Origin of the sequence: Tepidiphilus sp. J10 (assembly GCF_006980785.1) — a bacterium.
GTDB lineage: Bacteria > Pseudomonadota > Gammaproteobacteria > Burkholderiales > Rhodocyclaceae > Tepidiphilus > Tepidiphilus olei.
The window spans coordinates 147536-167828 of record NZ_SBHP01000001.1 but is presented as its reverse complement, the minus strand read 5'-3'; the positions used below and the strand labels follow the sequence as shown (position 1 = coordinate 167828).

Annotated in this window: 23 protein-coding genes and 1 other RNA gene; 13 read left to right on the top strand and 11 right to left on the bottom strand. The window is 66.9% G+C overall.

Annotation, left to right across the window (positions count from 1 at the left end; all coding sequences use genetic code 11):
- Nucleotides 1-22 precede the first annotated feature (22 nt).
- The 8 genes from EPD81_RS00805 to EPD81_RS00770 all read right to left on the bottom strand — a co-directional run bounded on the left by EPD81_RS00805 (nucleotide 23) and on the right by EPD81_RS00770 (nucleotide 5966).
- Nucleotides 23-937, bottom strand: a complete 915-nt coding sequence (locus tag EPD81_RS00805) for a zinc-ribbon and DUF3426 domain-containing protein (protein WP_142804218.1) — start codon at nucleotides 935-937, stop codon at nucleotides 23-25.
- A complete protein-coding gene (gene prmA / locus EPD81_RS00800; RefSeq protein WP_142803549.1) occupies nucleotides 934-1851 on the bottom strand; it encodes a 50S ribosomal protein L11 methyltransferase in 918 nt (305 codons plus the stop codon). Before prmA ends, EPD81_RS00805 begins: the two co-directional genes overlap by 4 nt.
- On the bottom strand, nucleotides 1848-3227 hold the full coding sequence (accC, locus tag EPD81_RS00795) for an acetyl-CoA carboxylase biotin carboxylase subunit (protein WP_142803548.1): 1380 nt from the start codon (nucleotides 3225-3227) through the stop codon (nucleotides 1848-1850). The genes prmA and accC overlap by 4 nt, the downstream gene beginning before the upstream one ends.
- A gap of 14 nt (nucleotides 3228-3241) precedes the next feature.
- The gene (gene accB, locus EPD81_RS00790) at nucleotides 3242-3709 is read right to left on the bottom strand and encodes an acetyl-CoA carboxylase biotin carboxyl carrier protein (protein ID WP_142803547.1); all 468 of its coding nucleotides are present in this window, start codon (nucleotides 3707-3709) and stop codon (nucleotides 3242-3244) included.
- 29 nt (nucleotides 3710-3738) lie between these two features.
- Entirely contained in the window at nucleotides 3739-4227 is a 489-nt protein-coding gene (aroQ, locus tag EPD81_RS00785; RefSeq protein WP_142803546.1) for a type II 3-dehydroquinate dehydratase, read from the bottom strand.
- Between the two features lie 85 nt (nucleotides 4228-4312).
- Nucleotides 4313-4717 (bottom strand): glycine zipper 2TM domain-containing protein, encoded by a 405-nt coding sequence (locus tag EPD81_RS00780; RefSeq protein WP_142803545.1) that lies wholly within the window; start codon nucleotides 4715-4717, stop codon nucleotides 4313-4315.
- Nucleotides 4718-4800: 83 nt separating this feature from the next.
- Entirely contained in the window at nucleotides 4801-5358 is a 558-nt protein-coding gene (locus EPD81_RS00775; RefSeq protein ID WP_142803544.1) for a TlpA disulfide reductase family protein, read from the bottom strand.
- Nucleotides 5355-5966: a hypothetical protein gene (locus EPD81_RS00770; protein WP_142803543.1), complete on the bottom strand. Its 612-nt coding sequence runs from the start codon at nucleotides 5964-5966 to the stop codon at nucleotides 5355-5357. The genes EPD81_RS00775 and EPD81_RS00770 overlap by 4 nt, the downstream gene beginning before the upstream one ends.
- 75 nt (nucleotides 5967-6041) lie before the next feature.
- Here EPD81_RS00770 and mpl point away from each other — a divergent pair, with 75 nt between their 5' ends.
- From mpl to EPD81_RS00755, 3 genes are all read left to right on the top strand, one after another.
- Entirely contained in the window at nucleotides 6042-7412 is a 1371-nt protein-coding gene (gene mpl / locus EPD81_RS00765) for a UDP-N-acetylmuramate:L-alanyl-gamma-D-glutamyl-meso-diaminopimelate ligase (RefSeq protein ID WP_142803542.1), read from the top strand.
- Nucleotides 7409-8041 (top strand): DNA-3-methyladenine glycosylase, encoded by a 633-nt coding sequence (locus EPD81_RS00760; protein WP_142803541.1) that lies wholly within the window; start codon nucleotides 7409-7411, stop codon nucleotides 8039-8041. The genes mpl and EPD81_RS00760 overlap by 4 nt, the downstream gene beginning before the upstream one ends.
- A 102-nt stretch (nucleotides 8042-8143) precedes the next feature.
- Complete coding sequence (locus tag EPD81_RS00755; protein WP_142803540.1) at nucleotides 8144-9157, top strand: hypothetical protein; 1014 nt, start codon at nucleotides 8144-8146, stop codon at nucleotides 9155-9157.
- A gap of 1 nt (nucleotide 9158) precedes the next feature.
- On the opposite strand, the gene EPD81_RS00750 is transcribed toward EPD81_RS00755, so the two are convergent.
- The 3 genes from EPD81_RS00750 to EPD81_RS00740 are packed head-to-tail and all read right to left on the bottom strand — an operon-like array spanning nucleotide 9159 to nucleotide 10809.
- Nucleotides 9159-9821, bottom strand: coding sequence for a BON domain-containing protein (locus EPD81_RS00750; RefSeq protein WP_142803539.1), 663 nt, complete (start codon nucleotides 9819-9821; stop codon nucleotides 9159-9161).
- Nucleotides 9818-10369 carry a hypothetical protein gene (locus EPD81_RS00745; protein ID WP_142803538.1) on the bottom strand — a complete coding sequence of 184 codons (552 nt, stop codon included), beginning with the start codon at nucleotides 10367-10369 and terminating at the stop codon, nucleotides 9818-9820. Before EPD81_RS00745 ends, EPD81_RS00750 begins: the two co-directional genes overlap by 4 nt.
- 26 nt (nucleotides 10370-10395) lie before the next feature.
- Nucleotides 10396-10809 (bottom strand): YraN family protein, encoded by a 414-nt coding sequence (locus EPD81_RS00740; protein WP_142803537.1) that lies wholly within the window; start codon nucleotides 10807-10809, stop codon nucleotides 10396-10398.
- An 11-nt stretch (nucleotides 10810-10820) separates the two neighbouring features.
- On the opposite strand from EPD81_RS00740, the gene rsmI reads away from it, so the two are divergent.
- From rsmI to murF, 10 genes are all read left to right on the top strand, one after another.
- Nucleotides 10821-11705 carry a 16S rRNA (cytidine(1402)-2'-O)-methyltransferase gene (gene rsmI / locus EPD81_RS00735; protein WP_185955313.1) on the top strand — a complete coding sequence of 295 codons (885 nt, stop codon included), beginning with the start codon at nucleotides 10821-10823 and terminating at the stop codon, nucleotides 11703-11705.
- Nucleotides 11706-11725: 20 nt separating this feature from the next.
- Nucleotides 11726-12772: a dihydroorotase gene (gene pyrC, locus EPD81_RS00730; protein ID WP_142803536.1), complete on the top strand. Its 1047-nt coding sequence runs from the start codon at nucleotides 11726-11728 to the stop codon at nucleotides 12770-12772.
- A 10-nt stretch (nucleotides 12773-12782) separates the two neighbouring features.
- Nucleotides 12783-13202 carry a hypothetical protein gene (locus EPD81_RS00725; protein ID WP_142803535.1) on the top strand — a complete coding sequence of 140 codons (420 nt, stop codon included), beginning with the start codon at nucleotides 12783-12785 and terminating at the stop codon, nucleotides 13200-13202.
- Nucleotides 13203-13238: 36 nt separating this feature from the next.
- Nucleotides 13239-13642: RNase P RNA component class A (rnpB, locus tag EPD81_RS00720), an RNA gene on the top strand.
- A gap of 384 nt (nucleotides 13643-14026) precedes the next feature.
- Nucleotides 14027-14470 (top strand): division/cell wall cluster transcriptional repressor MraZ, encoded by a 444-nt coding sequence (mraZ, locus tag EPD81_RS00715; RefSeq protein ID WP_142803534.1) that lies wholly within the window; start codon nucleotides 14027-14029, stop codon nucleotides 14468-14470.
- Entirely contained in the window at nucleotides 14467-15390 is a 924-nt protein-coding gene (gene rsmH, locus EPD81_RS00710; RefSeq protein WP_142803533.1) for a 16S rRNA (cytosine(1402)-N(4))-methyltransferase RsmH, read from the top strand. The genes mraZ and rsmH overlap by 4 nt, the downstream gene beginning before the upstream one ends.
- Complete coding sequence (ftsL, locus tag EPD81_RS00705; RefSeq protein ID WP_142803532.1) at nucleotides 15387-15647, top strand: cell division protein FtsL; 261 nt, start codon at nucleotides 15387-15389, stop codon at nucleotides 15645-15647. The genes rsmH and ftsL overlap by 4 nt, the downstream gene beginning before the upstream one ends.
- 2 nt (nucleotides 15648-15649) lie before the next feature.
- Nucleotides 15650-17380, top strand: coding sequence for a penicillin-binding protein 2 (locus EPD81_RS00700; protein WP_221929153.1), 1731 nt, complete (start codon nucleotides 15650-15652; stop codon nucleotides 17378-17380).
- 8 nt (nucleotides 17381-17388) lie between these two features.
- Complete coding sequence (locus EPD81_RS00695; RefSeq protein ID WP_142803530.1) at nucleotides 17389-18903, top strand: UDP-N-acetylmuramoyl-L-alanyl-D-glutamate--2,6-diaminopimelate ligase; 1515 nt, start codon at nucleotides 17389-17391, stop codon at nucleotides 18901-18903.
- Nucleotides 18900-20291 carry a UDP-N-acetylmuramoyl-tripeptide--D-alanyl-D-alanine ligase gene (gene murF, locus EPD81_RS00690; RefSeq protein WP_142803529.1) on the top strand — a complete coding sequence of 464 codons (1392 nt, stop codon included), beginning with the start codon at nucleotides 18900-18902 and terminating at the stop codon, nucleotides 20289-20291. The genes EPD81_RS00695 and murF overlap by 4 nt, the downstream gene beginning before the upstream one ends.
- Nucleotides 20292-20293 lie beyond the last annotated feature (2 nt).

Below are 20293 nucleotides of genomic sequence, written 5' to 3'. Positions count from 1 at the left end.
CGGCGGCTATTCGCGGCGGCTTTCAACCTTGGATCAGTTTGAGTTCGTAGCCGACGATGCCGGCTTCGAAGGTCTCCAGCGCGAGGGTGCGCTCGATCCGTTCGTTCGGGGGGAAGTAGGGTTTTTCGGCTCCCCATTCCGAGGGGAGGATGTGTCGACGCACGAGTACTCGGCCGGTCGCGTCTTTCAGGGTGAGTTCCAGGGTGGGCCAGGGCGTGGGATGGGACGCCCGGTTTCGCAGCGTGAAGCCGAGGGTCCAACGGCCCGGGGCTGATTCGCGGATCAGTTCCGAGTGTTCGATGACGAGTGTTCGAGTGTCGAGGGGGGGGGTGACGGTGCACCCCAGTTCTTGGCAGACGCGCTCCCAGTAGGCGAAGGTCAGGGGAAAGCGTTGGATCCATTCTTGGCGCCAGAGGTAGGCAACCTGCCCTAGTGCCAAGAGCAGGAGCAGGAGCGTGGCGAACACGGCAAGGGGGGAGACGTGCCGTGATTCTCGTTCGAAGGGGAAGGTGGTGGGCACGAGTGGCGGTTCGCGCAGGAGGGGCTCGTCCGAAAACGTGTGATCTTCCCGCGTTGCCCTTGCGGCATCGTTGGCCTTGGGGGTGATTTCGTCACGCGACTGTTGGGGCGCCGAAGGCTGCCCGAGCGCCGGCTCCGCCCTCGTGGGGCTGAACACGGTCGGCCGATCGAGTTCGGGCAGAGAGAGGTCGGGTGTGGGGGGCGCCGGGGTATGTAGCAAGCGATCGAAATCGAGCCGCTGAGAGGATCCTTCCGCAGCAGAGGCCGCATCGGGCACGTCGAGCGCGTGCTTCTTGGTGTCGAAGGGTTCGAAACAGTGACCGCAGCGCGCCCAGCCTTGGGCTCGTTCGAGCTTGGCCGGATCGATCCGGAAGACCGTTCGGCAGTGGGGGCAGCGGACACGGAGGAGGGACGTCATACGGGACGGATGCCTTCGAGACGGATCCAGCCTTCGTCTTCGTCGCCCAGACTGAGGGCGATCCAGGGAGCGTAGGCGGACACGACTTCCCGGGTCTGTTCCAGGAGGATGCCAGACAGGGCGAGTTCCCCGCCGGGGCGGACGGCCCGGGCGATGATCGGCGCAAGGACACACAGCGGTTTGGTGAGGATGTTGGCCACGACCCGGTCGAAGGGGCCGGGCGGCAGATCACGCGCGTGGTACAACTCCAGCGCAACGCCGTTGCGTTCGGCATTGTAGCGGGCGGCCTCGAGCGCCTTGTCGTCGATGTCGACGCCGACCACCCGCGCCGCGCCCAGTTTGGCCGCGGCGATGGCGAGGATGCCGGAGCCGCAGCCATAGTCGAGCACCGTGTCGCCCGGGCGCACGTGGTCGAGCAGCCAGCGCAGGCACAGACGGGTGGTCGGGTGGGAGCCGGTGCCGAAAGCGAGCCCGGGGTCGAGGGTGAGGGTGATGGCCGAGGGATCGGGCGGTTCGTGCCAAGAGGGAACGATCCACAGCCGCCCGTCGATGGAGATGGGATCGAATTGGCTCTGGGTGAGCCGTACCCAGTCGGCGTCGGCGAGCAATTCCACCTGGGGGTCGGGTAGCTCGGAGAGCCCGATGCCGATGCTGCGCGCGGCGGCGGCGAGGCCGGCGCGCCAGTCGGTGTCGATCTCGAAGAGCGCGAGTATCACCGAGCGATCCCACAGCCGTTCGGGGTGGAGCCCCGGTTCGCCGAACTGCGGGCGTTCCTCGGGCGTGCCGGCGTCCGCGTCTTCGATCCCGACCGAGATCGCTCCATGGGTGAGCAGGGCTTCGGAGAGCCGCTCGGCGAGCTCGGCGGGGGCGACGAGCCGGAGGTTACACCAGCGTGGCCGCTCCTGAGGGGTCATCGGCTGCGCTCCAGTGCCGTACGCCGCGCTTCGAGCCATTGCTCGAGGTAGTGGATGGAGAGGCCGCCTTCGTGGAAGGGGCCATCGTTCATCAGTTCGAAGTGCAGCGCGGCGTTGGTGTGGATGCCGTCGATGACCAGCTCCTGCAGGGCGCCGCGCATCTTGGCGATGGCCGCTTCACGGGTGTCGGCGTGCGCAATCAGCTTGCCGATGAGAGAGTCGTAGTGCGACGGGACGCGATAGCCGGTATAGACGTGCGAATCGACCCGCACGCCCGGGCCGCCCGGTGGATGCCAGTGGGTGATGAGCCCGGGGCTGGGGGTGAATCTGTAGGGGTCTTCGGCGTTGATGCGGCATTCGATGGCGTGGCCGTGCAGGGTGATGTCTTTCTGGCGGAACCAGAGTTTTTCGCCGGCGGCCACCCGGATCTGCGCCTGCACCAGGTCGATGCCGGTGATCATCTCGGTGACGGGGTGCTCGACCTGGATGCGGGTGTTCATCTCGATGAAGTAGAACTCGCCGTTCTCGTAAAGGAATTCGAAGGTGCCGGCTCCGCGGTAACCGATGCGTCGACAGGCTTCGACGCAGCGCTCGCCGAGGGTGGCGATCTTCTTGCGCTCGATCCCGGGCGCGGGCGCTTCTTCGAGGATTTTCTGGTGGCGGCGCTGCATGGAGCAGTCGCGCTCGCCCAGCCAAACGGCGTGACCGTATTCGTCGGCGAGTACCTGGATTTCGATGTGGCGCGGGCGTTCGAGGTATTTCTCGAGATAGACGGTGGGATTGCCGAAAGCTGCTTGCGCTTCGGTGCGCGTCATGGCCACGGCGTTGAGGAGCGCCGCTTCGGTGTGTACCACGCGCATGCCGCGTCCGCCGCCGCCGCCGGCCGCTTTGATGATTACGGGGTAACCGACGCGCCGCGCGAGCGCAAGGATGGTATCGGGGTCTTCCGGGAGCGCCCCGTCGGAGCCGGGCACACAGGGCACGCCGGCTTCTTTCATCGCCGCCTTAGCGCTCACCTTGTCGCCCATGAGGCGGATGGTCTCGGGCCGGGGACCGATGAAGACGAATCCGGAGGCTTCGACCCGTTGGGCGAAGTCGGCGTTCTCCGAGAGAAAACCGTAGCCAGGGTGGATCGCTTCGGCGTCGGTGACTTCGGCCGCGGCGATGATGGCCGGAATGTTGAGATAGCTTTGGCTTGAGGGAGCTGGGCCGATGCAGACGGATTCGTCGGCGAGCAGCACGTTCTTGGCTTCGCGGTCGGCCTCGGAGTGCACGGCCACGGTGCGGATCCCTAGCTCGCGGCAGGCGCGCAGGATGCGCAGCGCGATCTCGCCACGGTTGGCGATCAGCACTTTCTTGAAAGGGGGGGCTTGCATCGGGGCGAGCTCCTTCAAGAGATCACGAAGAGCGGCTGACCATATTCGACGGGCTCACCGTTTTCCACCAGGATGGCGGTGACGGTCCCGGCCACGTCGGATTCGATCTCGTTCATGAGCTTCATCGCTTCGATGATGCACAGCCGGTCGCCCGGCTTGACCTTGCTGCCCACCTCGACGAAGGGTGCCGCGGTAGGAGAGGGGGCGCGGTAGAAAGTTCCGACCATGGGGGATTTGACGATGTGCCCCGCGGGGAGTGTCGATTCGGCAGAAGGGGCCGGCTCGGTGGGGGCGGCGACGGCCTGCGGGGCCACTGGTACAGGGGAGGCGACGACCGTAGGGCCGGCAGGCGCGGGCATGGTGAAATTGGTGGGCGGATGCTTGGCGATGCGTACCTTTTCTTCGCCTTCGGTGATTTCGAGTTCGGCAATGCCCGATTCTTGTACGAGGTCGATGAGTTTCTTGATTTTGCGCAGGTCCATGGAGTTTCCGCGTCGAAGAGGTTGAGGGATCAATTGGAGGGGATCAAGGCACGCAGGGCGTATTCGAGCGCCGCTTCGTAACCGTACGCGCCCAGGCCGCAGATGACGCCAACGGCCCGATCGGAAAGGTAGGAGTGGTGTCTGAAGGATTCCCGTGCGTGGATGTTGGAGAGGTGCACTTCGATGAAGGGAATGCTCACGGCGGCGAGTGCATCGCGTAGCGCCACGCTGGTGTGGGTGTAGGCGCCGGGATTGATGAGGATGAAGTCTACGCCTTCTTCCATGGCCGCCTGGATGCGATCGACGAGCTCGCCTTCGTGGTTGCTCTGGAAGGATTCGAGACGGACGCCGGCGGCTTGCGCCCGCGCTTCGAGCCGAGCGTGGATGTCGGAGAGCGTGGTGCGCCCATAGATTTCGGGCTCGCGCACGCCGAGCAGGTTGAGATTGGGGCCGTGAAGCACCAGGATGCGCAAAGCAGCGGGTTCACCGGCGTTGGCGGTGTGAGCGGCGTCGTCCATCGTGCCTGTCCTGGTTTTCGTGGTCGAAACCCGAAGTTTGCCGCAAATCGACGGCAAAATCTACCAGTAGGCACGAATGGGAAGATCAATCGGGGACGAGTGCGCCGTTGATGATGCGTACCCGCTGACCTTTGCTCACGCTGGGCGGCGTCTCGGTGCGCACCGAGCGATATGTCCCGTCGTCCATGCGCACGACGACTTCGTATTCTTCATCGGCACGGAGACGGCGTTCGATCTCGCGACCCGCGAGGGCTCCACCGACCACGCCGACGACGGTGGCGGCGGTCTTGCCGGAACCGGAGCCGATTTGGCTGCCGAGTAGGCCGCCAGCCACTCCGCCACCGATTGCGCCGAGCACTCCGGGGGAGTCCCGTTTGATGATGTGGATGGAGTCGACCACGCCGCACTCGGAGCAGACGGGCTGGGCATGCACCCAAGGGGTGAGCATGAGCAGGACCAGTGTGGTGAGCAGGGTGCGCAAGATTTTCATGATTTTGCTCCGATCAGGGAAAGATCGATTTTCATCTTAGCACCGATCGCGGGCGAATGCGTTGGCAGGAGGCGACTCGTGGCCTACTGCGCGGTGCGGCTCCAGCGCTCGAGCGTGGCGTGGGTCACGGGGCCGACATGGGAGGCGATTCTTTCGTTCCGGGGGCCGATCACGAGGGTGAAAGGCAGGGCGCGGTGGGGGTTGCCGAGTTCCGCAGTGAGATCGAGGAGCGTCGGTGGGGCGAGCAGTATGGGGTAGGGCAGCGGGGTGTGGGCGAGAAAACGTCGGAGGGCGGTTTCTTCGTCGAGGGCGATGCCAAGGAACTGGATTTCAGGCCAGGTGCGGCTGGCAGCGGCGAGCAGCGGCAGCTCGGTACGGCAGGGGGGACACCAGGTGGCCCAGAAATTGATCACGCGCACGCCTTCTGGCCAGTGTTCGGCGATGCGTCGGGGCGGCCCTTCGGGGTCTCGCAATTCGGCCTGAAGCAGGCGCGTGAGCGCGGTGTCTGCCGCCGGGTTGCTCCGGGGTCGGGTGAGCCACCAGAGCGTTCCGCCCAGACCCAGCGCCGCCACCGCAGCGAGCATGCCTCGGCGCCGGCGGGAGGGAGAGGGTTCGTCGTCCCTGGAACAGGACATAGTCATGAAGCGGCAGGGGTGAGCGAGCCAGGAGGTTCGAGCAGGGCGAGCACGGCGGGCAGCCTCGCCCGGTGTTCGCTGCGCTTGAGGTTACGCTCGCTCGCCAGAGGCCATACGCGCAGGCTCACCGGGACGCCGTGCCAGTCGAACTCGAAGATCGTCTCGGGTTCTTTGGCGCCACCGGCGCGCGGGGTATGGACGTCGAAACGCAGCCAGGGGTGGTTGAGCAGGAAGATCTCGACCTCCTTGGCGCTCTCGGCGTAGAGGTCGATGTCGACGACCGACAACGGCCCGGCGGTGCCCTCGAGGACGTGGCCCACGAGGTAAGTGCTCCAGGGCTCGAGCCAGCGCATCACCTCCACGGCGGTCTGGCGCATGCGCTCGAGCCGCTCGGCGTCGTCCTCGTCCTGGTATTCGGCGGCGCGGCGCGCGAGCGCGGCTTCGATCGCTTCGTTGGTCGGCAGCATGGTGCGCGGCGACAACCCGAGCTGCTTGACGGCCTTGCGCTTGGCGAGCGCATAGTCGCGAATGCCTTCGTCGTAGATGAGCCGCGCGGCGAGCTCGGCGATCTCTTCGCGGGCGTCGAGCGATTCGAAGGTACGATTGGTGGGCATCGGGTGTTCCACGGGTTGTGCGGGATCGTGGGGCATTTTACCATCGACGTTTTTCCGAGCAGGATGAAACGAGCGATGCGTATCCATGTGTTGGGGATCGGAGGCACCTTCATGGGCAGCCTCGCGCTTTTGGCGCGGCAGGCCGGGCACGAGGTCAGTGGCTGTGATGCGAACGTGTATCCGCCCATGTCCGAGCTGCTCGAGGCCGAGGGGATCGATTGGATCGAGGGATACGAGGCGGGGCAGGCGAATCTGCCCGTGGAGGTGTTCGTGGTGGGCAACGCCATCTCGCGCGGCAATCCTCTGCTCGAGGAGATCCTCGACCGTGGGCTGCCCTACGTCTCCGGGCCGCAGTGGTTGGCCGAGCACATTCTGCCCGGCCGTTGGACGCTGGCGGTGGCAGGAACGCACGGCAAGACGACCACGAGTTCGATGCTCGCCTGGATCCTCGAGGCGAACGGGCTCGCGCCGGGTTTTCTCATCGGGGGAGTGCCGGGAAATTTCGCGCGTTCATCGCAGTTGGGGGCGGGGCCGTTCTTTGTGATCGAGGCCGACGAGTACGACACGGCCTTCTGCGACAAGCGGGCGAAGTTCGTGCACTATCGGCCGCGGACGGCGATTCTCAACAACCTGGAGTTCGACCACGCGGACATCTACCCCGATCTGGCGGCAATCGAGACGCAGTTCCACCATTTGGTGCGCACGATGCCGCGCTCGGGGCGCATCGTGGCGCTCGCCGGCGAACCCTCGCTCGAACGGGTGCTCGCCCGCGGTTGCTGGTCGCAGGTGGAGCGCTTCGGCCCCACGCCGGGCGCGGAGGCGGAATGGACCGTGGCGGTCGCGGAAGACGGCGCTTCGGCCGAGTTTTTCTGCGAGGGGCGCCCGCTGGGCGAGATCGCTCTGCCGGTACCGGGGCGGCACAACGCTCTCGATGCGCTCGCGGCGCTTGCCGCGGCGCGCCACGTCGGGGTGCGCCCGCAGGATGGGCTCGCGGCACTGGCCGAATTCCGCGGCGTGCGTCGGCGGCTGGAGCGGCGCGGGGTGGTGGCGGGCGTGGCGGTCTATGACGATTTCGCCCATCATCCCACGGCGATCCGCGAGACGATCGCCGCGCTGCGTCCGCGCGTGTCGGGGCGTTTGATCGCGGTCTTCGAGCCACGCTCGAACACGATGAAACTGGGCGTGATGCGCGCGGCCTTGCCCGAGGCGCTTCGCGGCGCGGATCGGGTGCATTGCTACGCCAAGGGGTTGAGCTGGGATGCGCGTGAGGCCCTGGCGCCGCTCGGGGCGCGGGCGACGGTGGGCGAGGAGATCGAGGCGTTCGTGGCTGGAATCGTCGCCCAGGCGCGCCCGGGCGATGCGATCCTCGTGATGAGCAACGGCGGTTTCGAGGGCATCCACGAACGGCTGCTTGCGGCGCTCGCCGCGCGCGAGGGAGCATCATGAGCGAAGAGGCGATGGTCCCTGCATGGTGGGAAGAATCCTGCGCGGCGCTCGTGACCCGTGATGATCGGCTCGAGCCCTTGATCCTGCAGACGAGGCCGCCGGCCGTGACGCCCTCGGGCGACGCGTTCGCCACGCTCGCCCGGGCGATCGTCGGGCAGCAGTTGTCGGTGAAAGCAGCGCGTCGAGTGTGGGAGCGATTGGAGGAGGGTTTGGGATCGGTCTCGCCGCAGACCGTGCTCCAGGCGGGGGCGGCGCGCCTGCGTGAAGCGGGCCTGTCCGGCGCCAAGGCGTCCTGGCTCGTCGATCTGGCGGAGCATTTTGCCGCCGGGCGGCTCGATCCCCGGTGCTGGCAGGAGATGGACGACGAGGCGATCGTGCGCACGCTGATCGCCGTGCGCGGGATAGGGCGGTGGACGGCGGAGATGTTCCTCATTTTCCACTTGTGGCGGCCGGACGTGTGGCCCATCGATGACCTGGGGCTGCGCCGGGCGCTCGTGCGCCATGCGGGTCTGCCGGAAAAATCTCCGCGGCGGGTGTGGCTCGAAGCCGGCGAGCGCTGGCGCCCATGGCGAACGGCGGCGACATGGATCCTCTGGCGCAGCCTGGAGGCGTCGCCGGTGATCTATTGAACCTTGATCAGCTGTTCGACAGCAATTCTTAACACTTTATTTTCTCAAGTTTTTTCTCCTTCCGCCGTAAACACTCCGGTCCGGATCGACGGTAGGGAATCCATGAAAATCTCGTCCTCTCAACTGATGCTGCAGGCGCAGTCCTCATCCTTGCGGCGGCAGGAAGTGGCAGTGCGTCTGTCGTGGCGCGACCGTCCTGGGCTGCAAGACGGAGGGACGAGAACGGCGTCGCCCGCGCCCGCGTCGCCCTCCGCAGCGGCACAGTCGACTCAGCTTACACCGACGGACGAAGAGGCACGCACGCTCACCCCGGGTTTGCAGCTGTTGAAACGCCTGCTCGAGCGGGTCTTGGGACGGTCGATCGATCTAGTCGATCTTCGTCAAATCGAGACGCCGGAGGCGACGGCGGTGCCGACGCAGGCACCTGCGCCGTTGTCGGGGGAATCGAGCGCGACTGCGGCGGCCGGCGGTTTGGGCGGGACGCTGACGGTGCGTACCCTGACGGTGGAGCACCTGTCTTTTTCGGCGAGCGGTCGCGTGCAGACGACCGACGGGCGCAGCATCGAGTTTTCGCTGGGTTTGGCACTCACGCGCGCCACCGCCTCCGAAGTGCAGGCGGTGTTCGGTGCGGCAGTGCAGGATCCGCTGGTGCTCGATTTCGCCGGCACGTGGGCGGAGTTGCGCGACCTCGGTTTTCGTTTCGACCTGCGCGGTGACGGTTCAGAGGTGAATCTGCCGCTACCGACGGTTGGCAAGGGATTCCTCGTGTTCGACCGCAACGGCAACGGCTGCGTCGATGACGGGCGGGAACTCTTCGGTCCGAGCACCGGCGACGGCTTCGGCGAACTCGCGGCGCTCGATGCCGACGGTAACGGCTGGATCGACGAGAACGACCCGGCGTGGTCGCAGCTCTACGTGTGGCATCCGTATCGCCGCGACGTCTTGATCGCGCTGCCGGAGGCCGACGTCGGGGCGATCGGCTTGGCGCGGGCGGCGACACCCCTGACGGTGACCGACGAGGGCGGGCAGGCCCTGGGAGCGCTGCGCAGCACGGGAATCTATCTGCGCGAGTCGGGCAGCGTCGGCACCATCTCGCACCTCGACGTGAAAGCCTGAATCAGGGGCCGTTCTTGGGTGGCGCCTTGGGCTCGGCGCCTTGCCGATCGAGCCGGCGGGCTTCTTCCTCGGGAATGTACTCGAAGACGCGCACGACCTTACGCACGCCGCTGGTGGTACGGGCGATCTGGGTGGCGGCGTCGGCTTCGCGCCGCGTCACCAACCCCATGAGATAGACGACGCCGTTCTCGGTGACCACTTTGACGTGATTGGGGGCAAAGGCGCCTTGGCTCTGGTTTACGAAGCGGGCCTTGACCTGCGCCGTGATGTTGGCGTCGTTCATGCGTGAGCCGAGCGAGCTGGGGCTGGCAATCTGGATTTCGTTGACCACGTCGCGCACGTTCTCCGTTTCACGCGCGAGCCGTTCGGCCAGTGCCCGGTTTTCCTCGCGCGGGGCTTCGCCCGTGAGCAGCACGATGCGGTTATAGGACGTCACGCTGATGTGGACGCGATCACCCAGCTGCCGGGCGATTTTGTCGCTGACCTTCCATTCGATTCCTTCGTCGTCGACGATCGCGCCGGTGGTGCGGCGGTCGGAGGCCACCGACGCGGTGACGGCGGCGCCGCCCGCCATGAGGGGAAAACAGCCGGAAAGCGGCAGGATCGTCGCGACGGCGAGCACGAGCAAGGCAAGGGTGGAGCGTCGTAGGGACGTGCGGGTCATGCGAAGTCTCCGAGAAGGACGGCGTCGAGGGCTTCGACGAGAAGATCGAGGGTGAAGAGCATGAGTTCCCCGTGGCGCGACGGCGGAAGTTCGGGCAGTTCCACGGGGACGTCGCCGCCGGCGAGCCCGTCGAACCATGTACCGTCGACGTCGGTACCGAGCGCGACCAGCGCGATCCCGTTTTCGTGGGCGGCGCTGCGTAGCGCCGTGGCGGTCGGACTCGGGCGGGCGAAGAGCAGCACGAGGGCATCGCCCGGCTGTGTCAGCGCCGTGAACGGACGCAGCGCCGCTTCTCCTTCGCCTTCGAGGCGCAGCGCCGCCACCGGCGGGCGTTCGCGATCGAGCCCATGCCACAGGCGGTGGAGAAACAGCTCGGCGAGCGCCCGTTCCGGACCACCCGCCCAGACGAGGATGCGGCCGCTCTGCAGCAGGCTTTGGGCCAAGATCTCGGCGGCCGCCGCGCACGGGGCGGCGAGCGCCGGGGCCGTCTCCTGCAAGAGGGCGGACTGGAAGAGGAAAGGCTCGGTGAGGTGTTCGATGAGATCCATCGATTTAGTCTAACATGAGGCATCGCTCACCAGGTTGCGCCGAGATCGAACGCCCCTTGGATCCATTGGGGAACCTGGGCCTCGCCATCGAAGGCGAGCACGTCGAAGCGGCAGGGGCAGGCTGCATGGCGCCGCCCCACGGGACCGTTGAGCCAGTAGCGGGCGGCAGCGAGGATGCGCCGCTGCTTGGTGGGGGTGACGCTCTCGGCGGCGCTGCCGAAGTGATTGCGCCGGCGGTGGCGGACTTCGAAGAAGACGAGCGTGCCTTCGTGTAGCCCAATGAGGTCGATCTCGCCGCGGCGGCTGGCGGCGTTACGTGCGAGCAGACGCACGCCCTGGCGTTCGAGCCAGGCGGCGGCGAGCGCCTCGTACGCGGTGCCGACGGTGCGGGCGCTTGTGGCGGCGAGGGAGTTTGGCGCAGAATCGGGTTTTTGCGTCATGGGCGGAGGCGATGGATCCGGAAGGAATGGCGGAAGGCGTATGGCGCCGGGCCGAACCGGCCCTCTATGTGGTGGCCACCCCCTTGGGGAATCTGGCCGACCTGAGCCCGCGCGCCCGCGTGGTGCTCGCCGGGGTCGATTGTATCGCGGCCGAGGACACGCGCCACAGCCAGAGATTGCTCGATGCCTGGGGCATCCGTACGCCGATGATGCCAGCGCATGAGCACAACGAGCAGGCCGCCGCGCAGGCGATCGTGGCGCGACTGGCGCGCGGCGAACACGTGGCGCTGATTTCCGATGCGGGCACGCCCGGCATCTGCGATCCGGGCGCGCGCATCGTCGCCGCCGTGCGTGCAGCCGGATTCCCGGTGGTGCCGGTGCCGGGGCCCAGCGCCGTGACCGCGGCGCTGTCGGTGGCGGGATTCGTCGAACCGGGGTTTCGCTTCCTCGGATTTTTGCCGCCGAAGCAGGCGGCGCGGCGTAAACTCCTGGCTTCGCTCGCGGCCGAGGAAGTGCCGGTGGTGTGCTATGAAGCACCGCATCGTGTGTGCGAGAGCGTGGCCGACATGCTGGAGGTGCTGGGCGGGGCGCGCGAGCTCTTCCTCGCGCGCGAGCTCACCAAGCGCTTCGAGGAGACGGTGCGCTTGCCGCTCGCGCAGATGCCCGCTTGGCTCGAGGAGCGCGCCGAGCGTACGCGGGGTGAGTTCGTCCTCATCCTGGGGCCGGGCGATGCGCAGGCCGTGCGCGAGGAAACGGGGGGGCGGGTGCTCGCGCGCCTGACCGGGGTCGGAGTGCCGTTCGGAGAGGCGGTGCGACTGGCGGCGGAATTGACCGGCGCTTCCAAGAACCGGCTCTACGCCCAGGGGCTCGCCGCAGGGCGGGAAGAAGACGAATGAGGGGCTATGAAGGAGAAGGAATGGATCGGATCGAATTATTGCGACCCGCCGATTGGCATCTGCACGTGAGGCAGGGCGCGGCGATGCGCGCGGTGGTGCCGGCGAGCGCGGCAGTCTTCGCCCAGGCGCTCATCATGCCCAACCTCAAGCCGCCGGTGACGACGACCGCGGCGGCGCTCGCCTATCGCGAGGACATCCTGGCGGCGGCGCGCGCGGCCGGGGGAAGGGCGGCCGACTTCGTGCCGTGGATGACGCTCTATCTCACCGAGGCGATGCCGCCGCAGGAAATCGATCGTGCCGCGGAGAGCGGTGTCGTGCTCGCGGCCAAGCTCTATCCGGCCGGGGCGACCACGAACTCCGATGCGGGCGTGCGCCACCTCGAACGGATCCATCCCGTGCTCGAGCGGATGCAGGAACGCGGCCTGGTGCTGTGCATACATGGCGAAGTGGTCGATCCCGAGGTGGATATCTTCGATCGCGAGGCGGTGTTCGTCGAGCGGGTGCTCGCGCCGCTGGTGGCGCGTTTCCCCGGCTTGAAAATCGTACTGGAGCACGTGACGACCGCCGAAGGCGTGGCCTTCGTGCGTGAGGCGCCGGACACGGTGGCCGCCACCCTCACCGCGCATCATCTGCGCTACGAGCGCAATGCCATGCTCGCCGGCGGCATCCGGCCGCATTTCTACTGCCTGCCGATCCTCAAGCGCGAGCGCCACCGCCGGGCCCTGGTGGAAGCGGCCACGAGCGGTTCGCCGAAATTCTTCCTCGGCACCGACTCGGCGCCGCACCCGCGTGGAGCGAAGGAATCGGCCTGCGGCTGCGCCGGCTGCTACACCGCGCCGCTCGCGCTGCCGCTCTACGCCGAGGTGTTCGAGGCGGCTGGCGCCCTGGATCGACTCGAGGGATTCGCCTCGCGCTTCGGTGCGCGGTTCTACGGCGTGCCGGAGCCTACCGAGCGCATCGCCTTGGTGCGCCGGCCGTGGGCGGTGCCGGCAGCAGTGCCCTTGGGCGAGGCTGAGGAGGTGGTGCCTCTGCGCGCGGGCGAGACGATGGGCTGGATGGTGGAATGAGGAGAGGGTGATGCGCTGGAGGAGAGGGGCGATCGCGGCGCTGTGCGCCTTGGGCTTGGCCGCTTGCGAGGATGCGGCGATCGGCTACCGCATCGCGGGGATGAATCACGCTCTGGTGCTCGAGCGCCAGCAGCCCTTCCCCTGGAGCGAGGTGAAACAGGCGGTGGTCGTCTCGCGTCTGCCGCAATGTCAGCGAAAGTATCCGATCGCACCCGATCGCGCCGAGATGACGCCGATGAAGGTCTATGAGGCGGGAGACCTGCTGTGGGCGCTCGAACAAGGGGACCACTGGTACCTCGCGTCGACCGAAGATTGTCGCCTGCAACCGTGGGACAAACCCGATCCGCAGGCGCTGGGGACTCTGGTTGGGACGTTTCGTCACCGCGACGGCGTTCTCGTCTTCGAATCGACACTCGAACCTGCCTCGTAGGGAACTTCGGCCGCGCCTTGCGGTATCATGCATTGGGAAGTCCGCCCGGCAGTCGCTGCGCGCCTTCGGGCGCGGAGAGGAAAGTCCGGGCTCCACAGAGCAGGATGCCGGCTAACGGCCGGGCGCCGTGAGGCGACGGAAAGTGCCACAGAGAACAGACCGCCGATGGCCCGCAAGGGATCAGGCAAGGGTGAAACGGTGGCCGGGGGAGACCCGGCGCGGGGCCTCGGCCTCGCGGGTAAGAGCCCACCGCGTCTCCGGTAACGGAGGCGGCACGGTAAACCCCATCCGGAGCAAGGCCGAATAGGGGAGCGATGGCGTGGCTCGCGCCGCTCCCGGGTTGGCTGCTCGAGCCCGTCGGCAACGGCGGGCCTAGAGGAATGACTGCCCCGCATCACACGATGCGCGACAGAACCCGGCTTAAGCGGCGGACTTCCCTTTTTTACATTTTCTTACCTTTTCCCTCCCGTTGACGCACACGCGGCTCTTCCGTGGCCCGCATTCATGCCCGAATTTACATACAACTTATTGATTAGTTGAGTTTTTTTCTTCATTTTCCTCGTCGCTCGGCCATTTGCCGCGTTCTGCGACTCATCCTTTCGTGTGAAGTTGCCTGCCTAAAGCTGGGGCGGCTTTCGAGCGTCCGTCTTCGCGTCGTCCGGGGATTCTCCTTTATCCGTCTGGGTTTTCTCTCGCCTTCGTTTTGCTCCCTGTGCAGGCGGCGAGCAGGCTCGACCGATGCGCGAAGGGGTGTTTTTTCGCTGGCGTGGGATTTTGTGGGAAAAAGTGGCAAAATGTGGGTGTGATGATCAGAGGCAGCGGCGATGTTCCAGGGGGCAGTCACGCTCAGTCTCGATGCAAAAGGGCGCATCGTCATTCCGACGCGCTTTCGCGAGGCTTTGGCGCCCGAAGGTCGTCCTTTGGTGCTGACGGCGCACCCGCATAAATGCTTACTGGTCTACCCCGAGCCCGTGTGGACGCCCATCCGCGAACGCATCGTGGCTCTGCCGGGGCTCGATCCGCGCACTGCTGCTCTGAAGCGTCTCCTCGTGGGTTTCGCCCAGGAAGAGGCGCTCGATGCTTCTGGGCGTGTGTCTGTGGCCGCTTCGCTGCGTCAATGGGCCGGTTTGGAAAAAAACGCCTGGCTCGTCGGCCAGGGGACGCATTTCGAACTGTGGTCCGAGGCAGGGTGGCAGGCGCAGCAGGAAGCGATGCAGGCGCTGTCGGCCGAGGACTTGGCCGGAACCTTCGAGGGGTTGGTTCTGTGAGCGAGACACACGTTCCCGTGCTGCTCGAAGAAGCGCTCGAAGCACTCGCACCGCGCCCCAACGGCATCTATGTAGACGGCACTTTCGGGCGAGGGGGGCACGCACGGGCAATTTTGCAGCGTTTGGGCCCTCGAGGGCGGTTGATCGCCTTCGATCGCGACCCCGAAGCGATCGCCTTCGGGCGCAGTTGGAACGAGCCGCGGCTCACTCTGGTGCACGCGCCGTTTTCCCGCCTGGGGGAGGAGCTCGATGCTTTGCAAGTGTCCCGGGTCGACGGGATCTTGCTCGATCTGGGGGTTTCGTCGCCTCAGCTCGACGCGCCCGAGCGCGGCATGAGTTTCCGCTTCGATGCGCCGCTCGACATGCGCATGGATCCGACGAGTGGAGAGCCGGTGTCGAGTTGGCTCGCGCGAGCGAGTCGTGAAGAGATCAGGGAGGTGATACGCGATTATGGAGAAGAACGGTTTGCTGATGCGGTTGCAAAGACGATTGTTGCTGCGCGCGCAAGGGCGCCTATCGAGCGCACGGGACGACTTGCCGAACTCGTGGCGCAGGCGGTGCGCACGCGCGAGCCGGGGCAGCACCCCGCGACACGCACCTTCCAGGCTCTTCGGATTTTCGTCAATCGCGAGCTCGAAGAAATCTCGCTGACCCTGCCGCAGGCGATCGAACGCTTGAGTCCGGGGGGGCGCTTGGTGGTGATCAGTTTCCATTCGCTCGAAGACCGGATCGTGAAGCATTTCATGCGCGAGCATTCTTCCCCGCCGCCGCTGCCGCCTGGGCTGGCGGTGCGCGAGGCCGAGCGCCCGGTGCCGCCACTGCGGTGGGTGGTGCGCAAACTGCGCCCATCGGAAGCGGAATGTGCCCGTAACCGGCGTGCCCGCAGCGCCGTGATGCGGGTGGTGGAGCGGCGCTCATGACGCGCTTCGATGCGGTGCTCCTCGGGTTGGTGGTGGCGAGCAGCGTGATGCTGGTGCAGACCAAACACGAAGCGCGGCTGCTCTACCTGGCGCAGGAAAACCAAAACCGAAGGAGCATGCGCTTGGACGTGGAGTGGCGACAACTACAGATCGAGCGTGCCACTTTGGTGACTCAGGATCGGGTGCAGCGCCTGGCGCAGGAAAAATTGGGTCTGGCGCCGCCACGACCAGAGCAGATCATACCGTGGGAGCGATGAACATGGAGCAAAAATCGATCAATCCCCTGTTGGTCCTGGCGATACCGGTTTGGCGCCAGCGCATGGTCGTGTTCTCCCTCCTCTGTTTGTTCGCGATCTTGGTGCTGCGGGCAGCCTATCTGCAAGGAATACAGGATGAATTCCTGCAACAGCAGGGTGAGGCACGCTATGAGCGCCAGATCGAGGTGCCGGCGATGCGTGGGCGCGTGCTCGATCGCAACGGCCATATCCTCGCGGATTCTTCACCCGTGGCGAGCATCTGGGCCGACCCGGCCAAGGTGCGGCAGTGGTCGCATGAGGATTTGTCTCGTTTGGCTCGAATGCTCGGCATGAGCACCGACGAATTGGGGCGTCGGCTAGAGAAGGGCGGACGACGATTCACCTATCTGCGGCGTCACTTGCCGCCTGACGAGGCAAGGCCCATCATGGGTTGGCCGCAGGAGGGTGTGGGCGTCGTCGAAGAATACCTGCGATTTTATCCTCAGGGTGAGGCGTTCGCCCAACTGGTCGGGCTCGTCGACGTCGACGGCCAGGGGATCGAGGGACTGGAGGCGAGTCTGAACTCCTCGCTGGCCGGTGAGTCGGGCAAACGCCTCGTCGTCCAGGATCGGCGCGGCCGAGTGGTACAGGACTCGGTCTGGGTGGAGAGGCCGCGCGATGGACGCGACGTGGTGCTTTCACTCGATGCGCGCATCCAGCACATCGCTTTCCGTGCCCTCGAGCAGGCCGTGGCCCGGCATCAGGCACGCGCCGGTGGGGCCGTGGTGATCGACGTGCGCACCGGCGAGATCCTGGCCCTTGCCAACTGGCCCAGTTACAATCCCAATCGTCGCACTGGGCTCGATCTGAGCGAGGTGCGTAATCGCGTCGTGACCGATCTCTATGAGCCGGGGTCGGTGATGAAACCCCTCCTGGTGGCTTTGGCGCTCGAGCGAGGCGTCGTAAAGCCCGAGACACCGATCGATATCCAGGGTGGTATCCTTCGCGTGGGTAACCACAGTATCCGGGACGTGCATGCGACGGAGCGCGCCCTGACCGTATCCCAGGTGATCCAGAAGTCGTCCAACGTCGGGGTGGCCAAGATCGCGCTCGGACTCGATCCGAAAGATCTCTGGCGTCATTACCGTGCTTTCGGCTTTGGTACCCGTCCCGATCTGCCGCTACCCGGTGTGGCTGCGGGTCGAATGCTTCCGCCCGATTCGCTCAAGCCCATCGAGGTGGCGACCATGGCCTATGGGCATGGCATCTCTACGTCACTTCTGCAGCTGGCCCACGCCTACCAGGCGATCGCCAATGATGGGGTGATGTTGCCCCTGACGCTGATGCGACGCGATGCTCCGCCGCCGATCGACGAGATGCGTCGGATCCTCTCGCCCCAGACGGCACGGCAGGTGAAGGCGATGATGGAGCTCGTCACTCAGCCCGGGGGAACGGCGACGCGAGCGGCGGTGAACGGTTATCGGACCGCAGGCAAGACCGGCACGGCCCATAAGTTGGAAAATGGCCGTTATGTGGAAAAATACCTGGCTTCCTTCGTTGGCTATGCCCCGGCTTCCCAGCCGAGGCTGGTGGTGGCGGTGATGATCGACGAGCCGAAAGCGAAATCCTATTATGGTGGCGCCGTGGCGGCGCCGGTGTTTGCCGAGATCGTCGGGCAGGTATTGCCCAGCCTCGGTGTGGCGCCGGACATGCCGGGTCCGACGGTGGCGGCTGCGCAGCGGCCGAGAGGTTGAAGAAGGTGATGCGAGACATCGACGATCTATGGTGGGAATTGCACCGACGCGGCGTTTTTCCACGGGCGGTGACGCACGACTCCCGGCAAGTGCAGCCGGGTACGCTGTTCCTCGCCTGGCCGGGAGGGAAAACCGATGGCAGAAATTATCTGTCCGAGGCGCTTGCCGCCGGCGCCGAGGCGGTGCTCTACGAGGCGGGTGATGGTTGGGTTCCTCCGGCCGATTTGACCCCGGTGCGACCTCTGATCGCCGTGGAGGGGCTGCGTTCGCTCGCCGGACCCCTCGCCGACCGCGTCTATGGGTCGCCATCGCAATCCTTGTGGGTGGCCGGTGTCACCGGTACCAATGGCAAGACGACCACCAGCCAGTGGCTCGCGCAAGCCTTGGATGCGCTGGGCGTTCCCTGCGGCGTGATCGGTACGCTCGGCTGCGGGCGCATCGGTCGCCTGGAGGACCAGGGATTCACCACACCCGAGGCGCCCCAGATCCATGCCTGGTTGCGAGGCTTCCTCGATGCCGGTTGCGTGGCCGCGGTGATGGAGGTCTCGTCCATCGGCTTGGTGCAGGATCGGGTCGCGGGGGTGTGTTTCGACGTGGCGATCTTCACCAACCTGACGCGCGACCATCTCGATTATCACGGAAGCATGGAAGCCTATGCGGCGGCCAAGCGGCGGCTCTTCGAGCGGCCGGAGCTGCGTGCGGCGGTGATCGACGTGGATGACGCCGTGGGCGAGGCCATCGCGCGCGAGTGCGCTGCCCGCGGGCTGGAGACTTGGGCGGTGAGTCTGAGGGCACGTCCGGCGTTGCCGGGCGTGCGGCCCCTGTGGCTCGCGGAGCCGCCGCGCGAAGGCACGAGCGGCCAGCGCCTGATGCTCGCCCTCGAGGATCGCACGCTGCCCATGCACCTGCCGGCCTTCGGTACCTTCAATGCCGGCAATGCGCTCTTGGTGCTGGGGGCGCTCCTTGCGCGCGGCGTGGCGCTCGAGCGGGCGGCGGCGGCGCTGGGGCGGGTGGTGCCGCCGCCGGGGCGGATGCAGTGGCTCGGCGGGGTGGCGGAACCCTTGGTGGTGATCGACTATGCCCATACGCCGGATGCGCTCGAGCAGGTGATCTCGGCGCTCGTGCCCACGGCCCGGACCCGCGGCGGGCGGCTCGTGGTCGTCTTCGGGTGCGGCGGGGATCGGGACCGGGGCAAGCGTCCGCTCATGGGCACGGTGGCGGCGCGCGCCGATGCCTTGATCGTCACTTCCGACAACCCCCGCTCCGAACCGCCCGAGGCGATCATCGCCGACATCCTCGCCGGCATCGAACGCAGCGACCTCCTCGTCGAGCCCGATCGGGCCAAGGCCATCGCCCAGGCGATCGAGACGGCCGGCGCCGACGACGTGATCCTGCTCGCCGGCAAGGGGCACGAACCCTATCAGGAGATCGCCGGCGTGCGCCATCCCTTCAGTGACCAGCAGGAAGCCGAGGCGGCGCTGGCGCGCTGGCGCGAACGCAATCTCTTCCCGGAGTTGCCATGAACACGCTGCTGGCGGAGCTCGCCGACCTGCTCGCCGGGCAGGGTGAGGAGGTCGAACGCGTCGGCAGCGGCGAGTGCGAAATCGCCGGCGTGGAGATCGACTCGCGCGCCCCGCTCGTGGGCAAGCTCTTCGTGGCCCTGCGCGGGGCGCGCTTCGACGGGCACGATTTCGTCGCCGCTGCGCTCGCGGCCGGGGCGGCCGCCGCCCTGGTCGAACGGCGCTGGTGGGCGTCACGGCAGCCGGCCGGGGTTTTCCTCGTGCTCGAGGATACCCGCCACGCGCTCGCCCGGCTCGCCGCCGCTTGGCGGGCGCGTTTCCCAGGGCCGGTGGTCGGCATCACCGGCAGCAACGGCAAGACCACCGTCAAGGAGATGACGGCGGCGATCCTGCGCGCGCACTTCGGGGCGGAGTCGGTGCTCGCCACGCGCGGCAACCGCAACAACGACATCGGCCTGCCGCTCACCTTGCTGGAGCTCGAAGCGGGCCACCGCGCGGCGGTGTGCGAGCTGGGCATCAACCGGCCCGGCGAGATGGCGATGCTCGCCGCCATCGCTCGCCCTGACATCGCGCTGGTGACCACGGCGCAGCGCGCCCACCTCGAGGGGTTTGGCACGCTCGACACCGTGGCGCGCGAGAAAGGGCAGATCTACCGTTTCCTCGCGTCCGACGGGACGGCGGTCATTCCTGCCGACGACCCTCATGCGTCCCTGTGGCGGGAGATGGCGGCGGGGCGCCGCGTGCTTACTTTCGGCCGTGGCGGCGAGGTTTGCGGCACGGCCGAGCCCTTGTCCTGGGGCTGGCGCGTGCAGGTACGTGCGCTGGGCGATGAGGGGGAATTCACGCTGCCGCTGCCTGGGCGGCACAACGTGCACAACGCGCTCGCGGCGATCGCCTGCGCCGTGGCGCTGGAAGTGCCGCTCAAGACGGCGGCCGGTGCGCTTGCCGCCTTCGTCCCCGTGCCCGGACGGCTGCAGCCGGTCCCGGGCGAGCAGGGGGCCTTGCTCATCGACGACACCTACAACGCCAATCCGGACTCCATGCGCGCGGCGATCGAAGTGCTCGCGGCGCTGCCGCATGCGCGCAAGCTGCTCGTGCTGGGCGACATGGGCGAGGTGGGCTCCGAGGCGCCGCGGCTGCATGCCCAGTTGGGTGTCCAGGCGCGCGCGGCGGGTATCGAGCGGCTGTTTACCTTGGGCGAGCTCGCGCGCGAGGCTGCCGCGGCGTTTGGTCGGGCGGCGGAATCTTTCGCCGAGCTGGAGCCTCTCGTACAGCGGCTGCGCGCGGAGCTCTCGCCACAGACGGCGGTGTTGGTCAAAGGGTCCCGTTTCATGCGCATGGAACGGGTGGTTTTCGCGCTCGCGGCTCGGTCCGCGGCGCTTCAAGGGTGATT

Excerpts from the sequence above, each read along its gene's own strand:
- ftsL (WP_142803532.1), top strand. The coding sequence starts at position 15,387 with ATGACGCGCTTCGATGCGGTGCTCCTCGGGTTGGTGGTGGCGAGCAGC.
- EPD81_RS00755 (WP_142803540.1), top strand. The coding sequence starts at position 8,144 with ATGAAAATCTCGTCCTCTCAACTGATGCTGCAGGCGCAGTCCTCATCC.
- murF (WP_142803529.1), top strand. The coding sequence starts at position 18,900 with ATGAACACGCTGCTGGCGGAGCTCGCCGACCTGCTCGCCGGGCAGGGT.
- EPD81_RS00745 (WP_142803538.1), bottom strand. The coding sequence starts at position 10,369 with ATGGATCTCATCGAACACCTCACCGAGCCTTTCCTCTTCCAGTCCGCC.
- rsmI (WP_185955313.1), top strand. The coding sequence starts at position 10,821 with ATGGATCCGGAAGGAATGGCGGAAGGCGTATGGCGCCGGGCCGAACCG.
- EPD81_RS00760 (WP_142803541.1), top strand. The coding sequence starts at position 7,409 with ATGAGCGAAGAGGCGATGGTCCCTGCATGGTGGGAAGAATCCTGCGCG.
- accC (WP_142803548.1), bottom strand. The coding sequence starts at position 3,227 with ATGCAAGCCCCCCCTTTCAAGAAAGTGCTGATCGCCAACCGTGGCGAG.
- EPD81_RS00695 (WP_142803530.1), top strand. The coding sequence starts at position 17,389 with ATGCGAGACATCGACGATCTATGGTGGGAATTGCACCGACGCGGCGTT.
- prmA (WP_142803549.1), bottom strand. The coding sequence starts at position 1,851 with ATGACCCCTCAGGAGCGGCCACGCTGGTGTAACCTCCGGCTCGTCGCC.
- EPD81_RS00725 (WP_142803535.1), top strand. The coding sequence starts at position 12,783 with ATGCGCTGGAGGAGAGGGGCGATCGCGGCGCTGTGCGCCTTGGGCTTG.
- aroQ (WP_142803546.1), bottom strand. The coding sequence starts at position 4,227 with ATGGACGACGCCGCTCACACCGCCAACGCCGGTGAACCCGCTGCTTTG.
- EPD81_RS00700 (WP_221929153.1), top strand. The coding sequence starts at position 15,650 with ATGGAGCAAAAATCGATCAATCCCCTGTTGGTCCTGGCGATACCGGTT.
- EPD81_RS00770 (WP_142803543.1), bottom strand. The coding sequence starts at position 5,966 with ATGCCCACCAATCGTACCTTCGAATCGCTCGACGCCCGCGAAGAGATC.
- EPD81_RS00740 (WP_142803537.1), bottom strand. The coding sequence starts at position 10,809 with ATGACGCAAAAACCCGATTCTGCGCCAAACTCCCTCGCCGCCACAAGC.
- mpl (WP_142803542.1), top strand. The coding sequence starts at position 6,042 with ATGCGTATCCATGTGTTGGGGATCGGAGGCACCTTCATGGGCAGCCTC.
- pyrC (WP_142803536.1), top strand. The coding sequence starts at position 11,726 with ATGGATCGGATCGAATTATTGCGACCCGCCGATTGGCATCTGCACGTG.
- mraZ (WP_142803534.1), top strand. The coding sequence starts at position 14,027 with ATGTTCCAGGGGGCAGTCACGCTCAGTCTCGATGCAAAAGGGCGCATC.
- EPD81_RS00775 (WP_142803544.1), bottom strand. The coding sequence starts at position 5,358 with ATGACTATGTCCTGTTCCAGGGACGACGAACCCTCTCCCTCCCGCCGG.
- EPD81_RS00750 (WP_142803539.1), bottom strand. The coding sequence starts at position 9,821 with ATGACCCGCACGTCCCTACGACGCTCCACCCTTGCCTTGCTCGTGCTC.
- EPD81_RS00805 (WP_142804218.1), bottom strand. The coding sequence starts at position 937 with ATGACGTCCCTCCTCCGTGTCCGCTGCCCCCACTGCCGAACGGTCTTC.
- EPD81_RS00780 (WP_142803545.1), bottom strand. The coding sequence starts at position 4,717 with ATGAAAATCTTGCGCACCCTGCTCACCACACTGGTCCTGCTCATGCTC.
- accB (WP_142803547.1), bottom strand. The coding sequence starts at position 3,709 with ATGGACCTGCGCAAAATCAAGAAACTCATCGACCTCGTACAAGAATCG.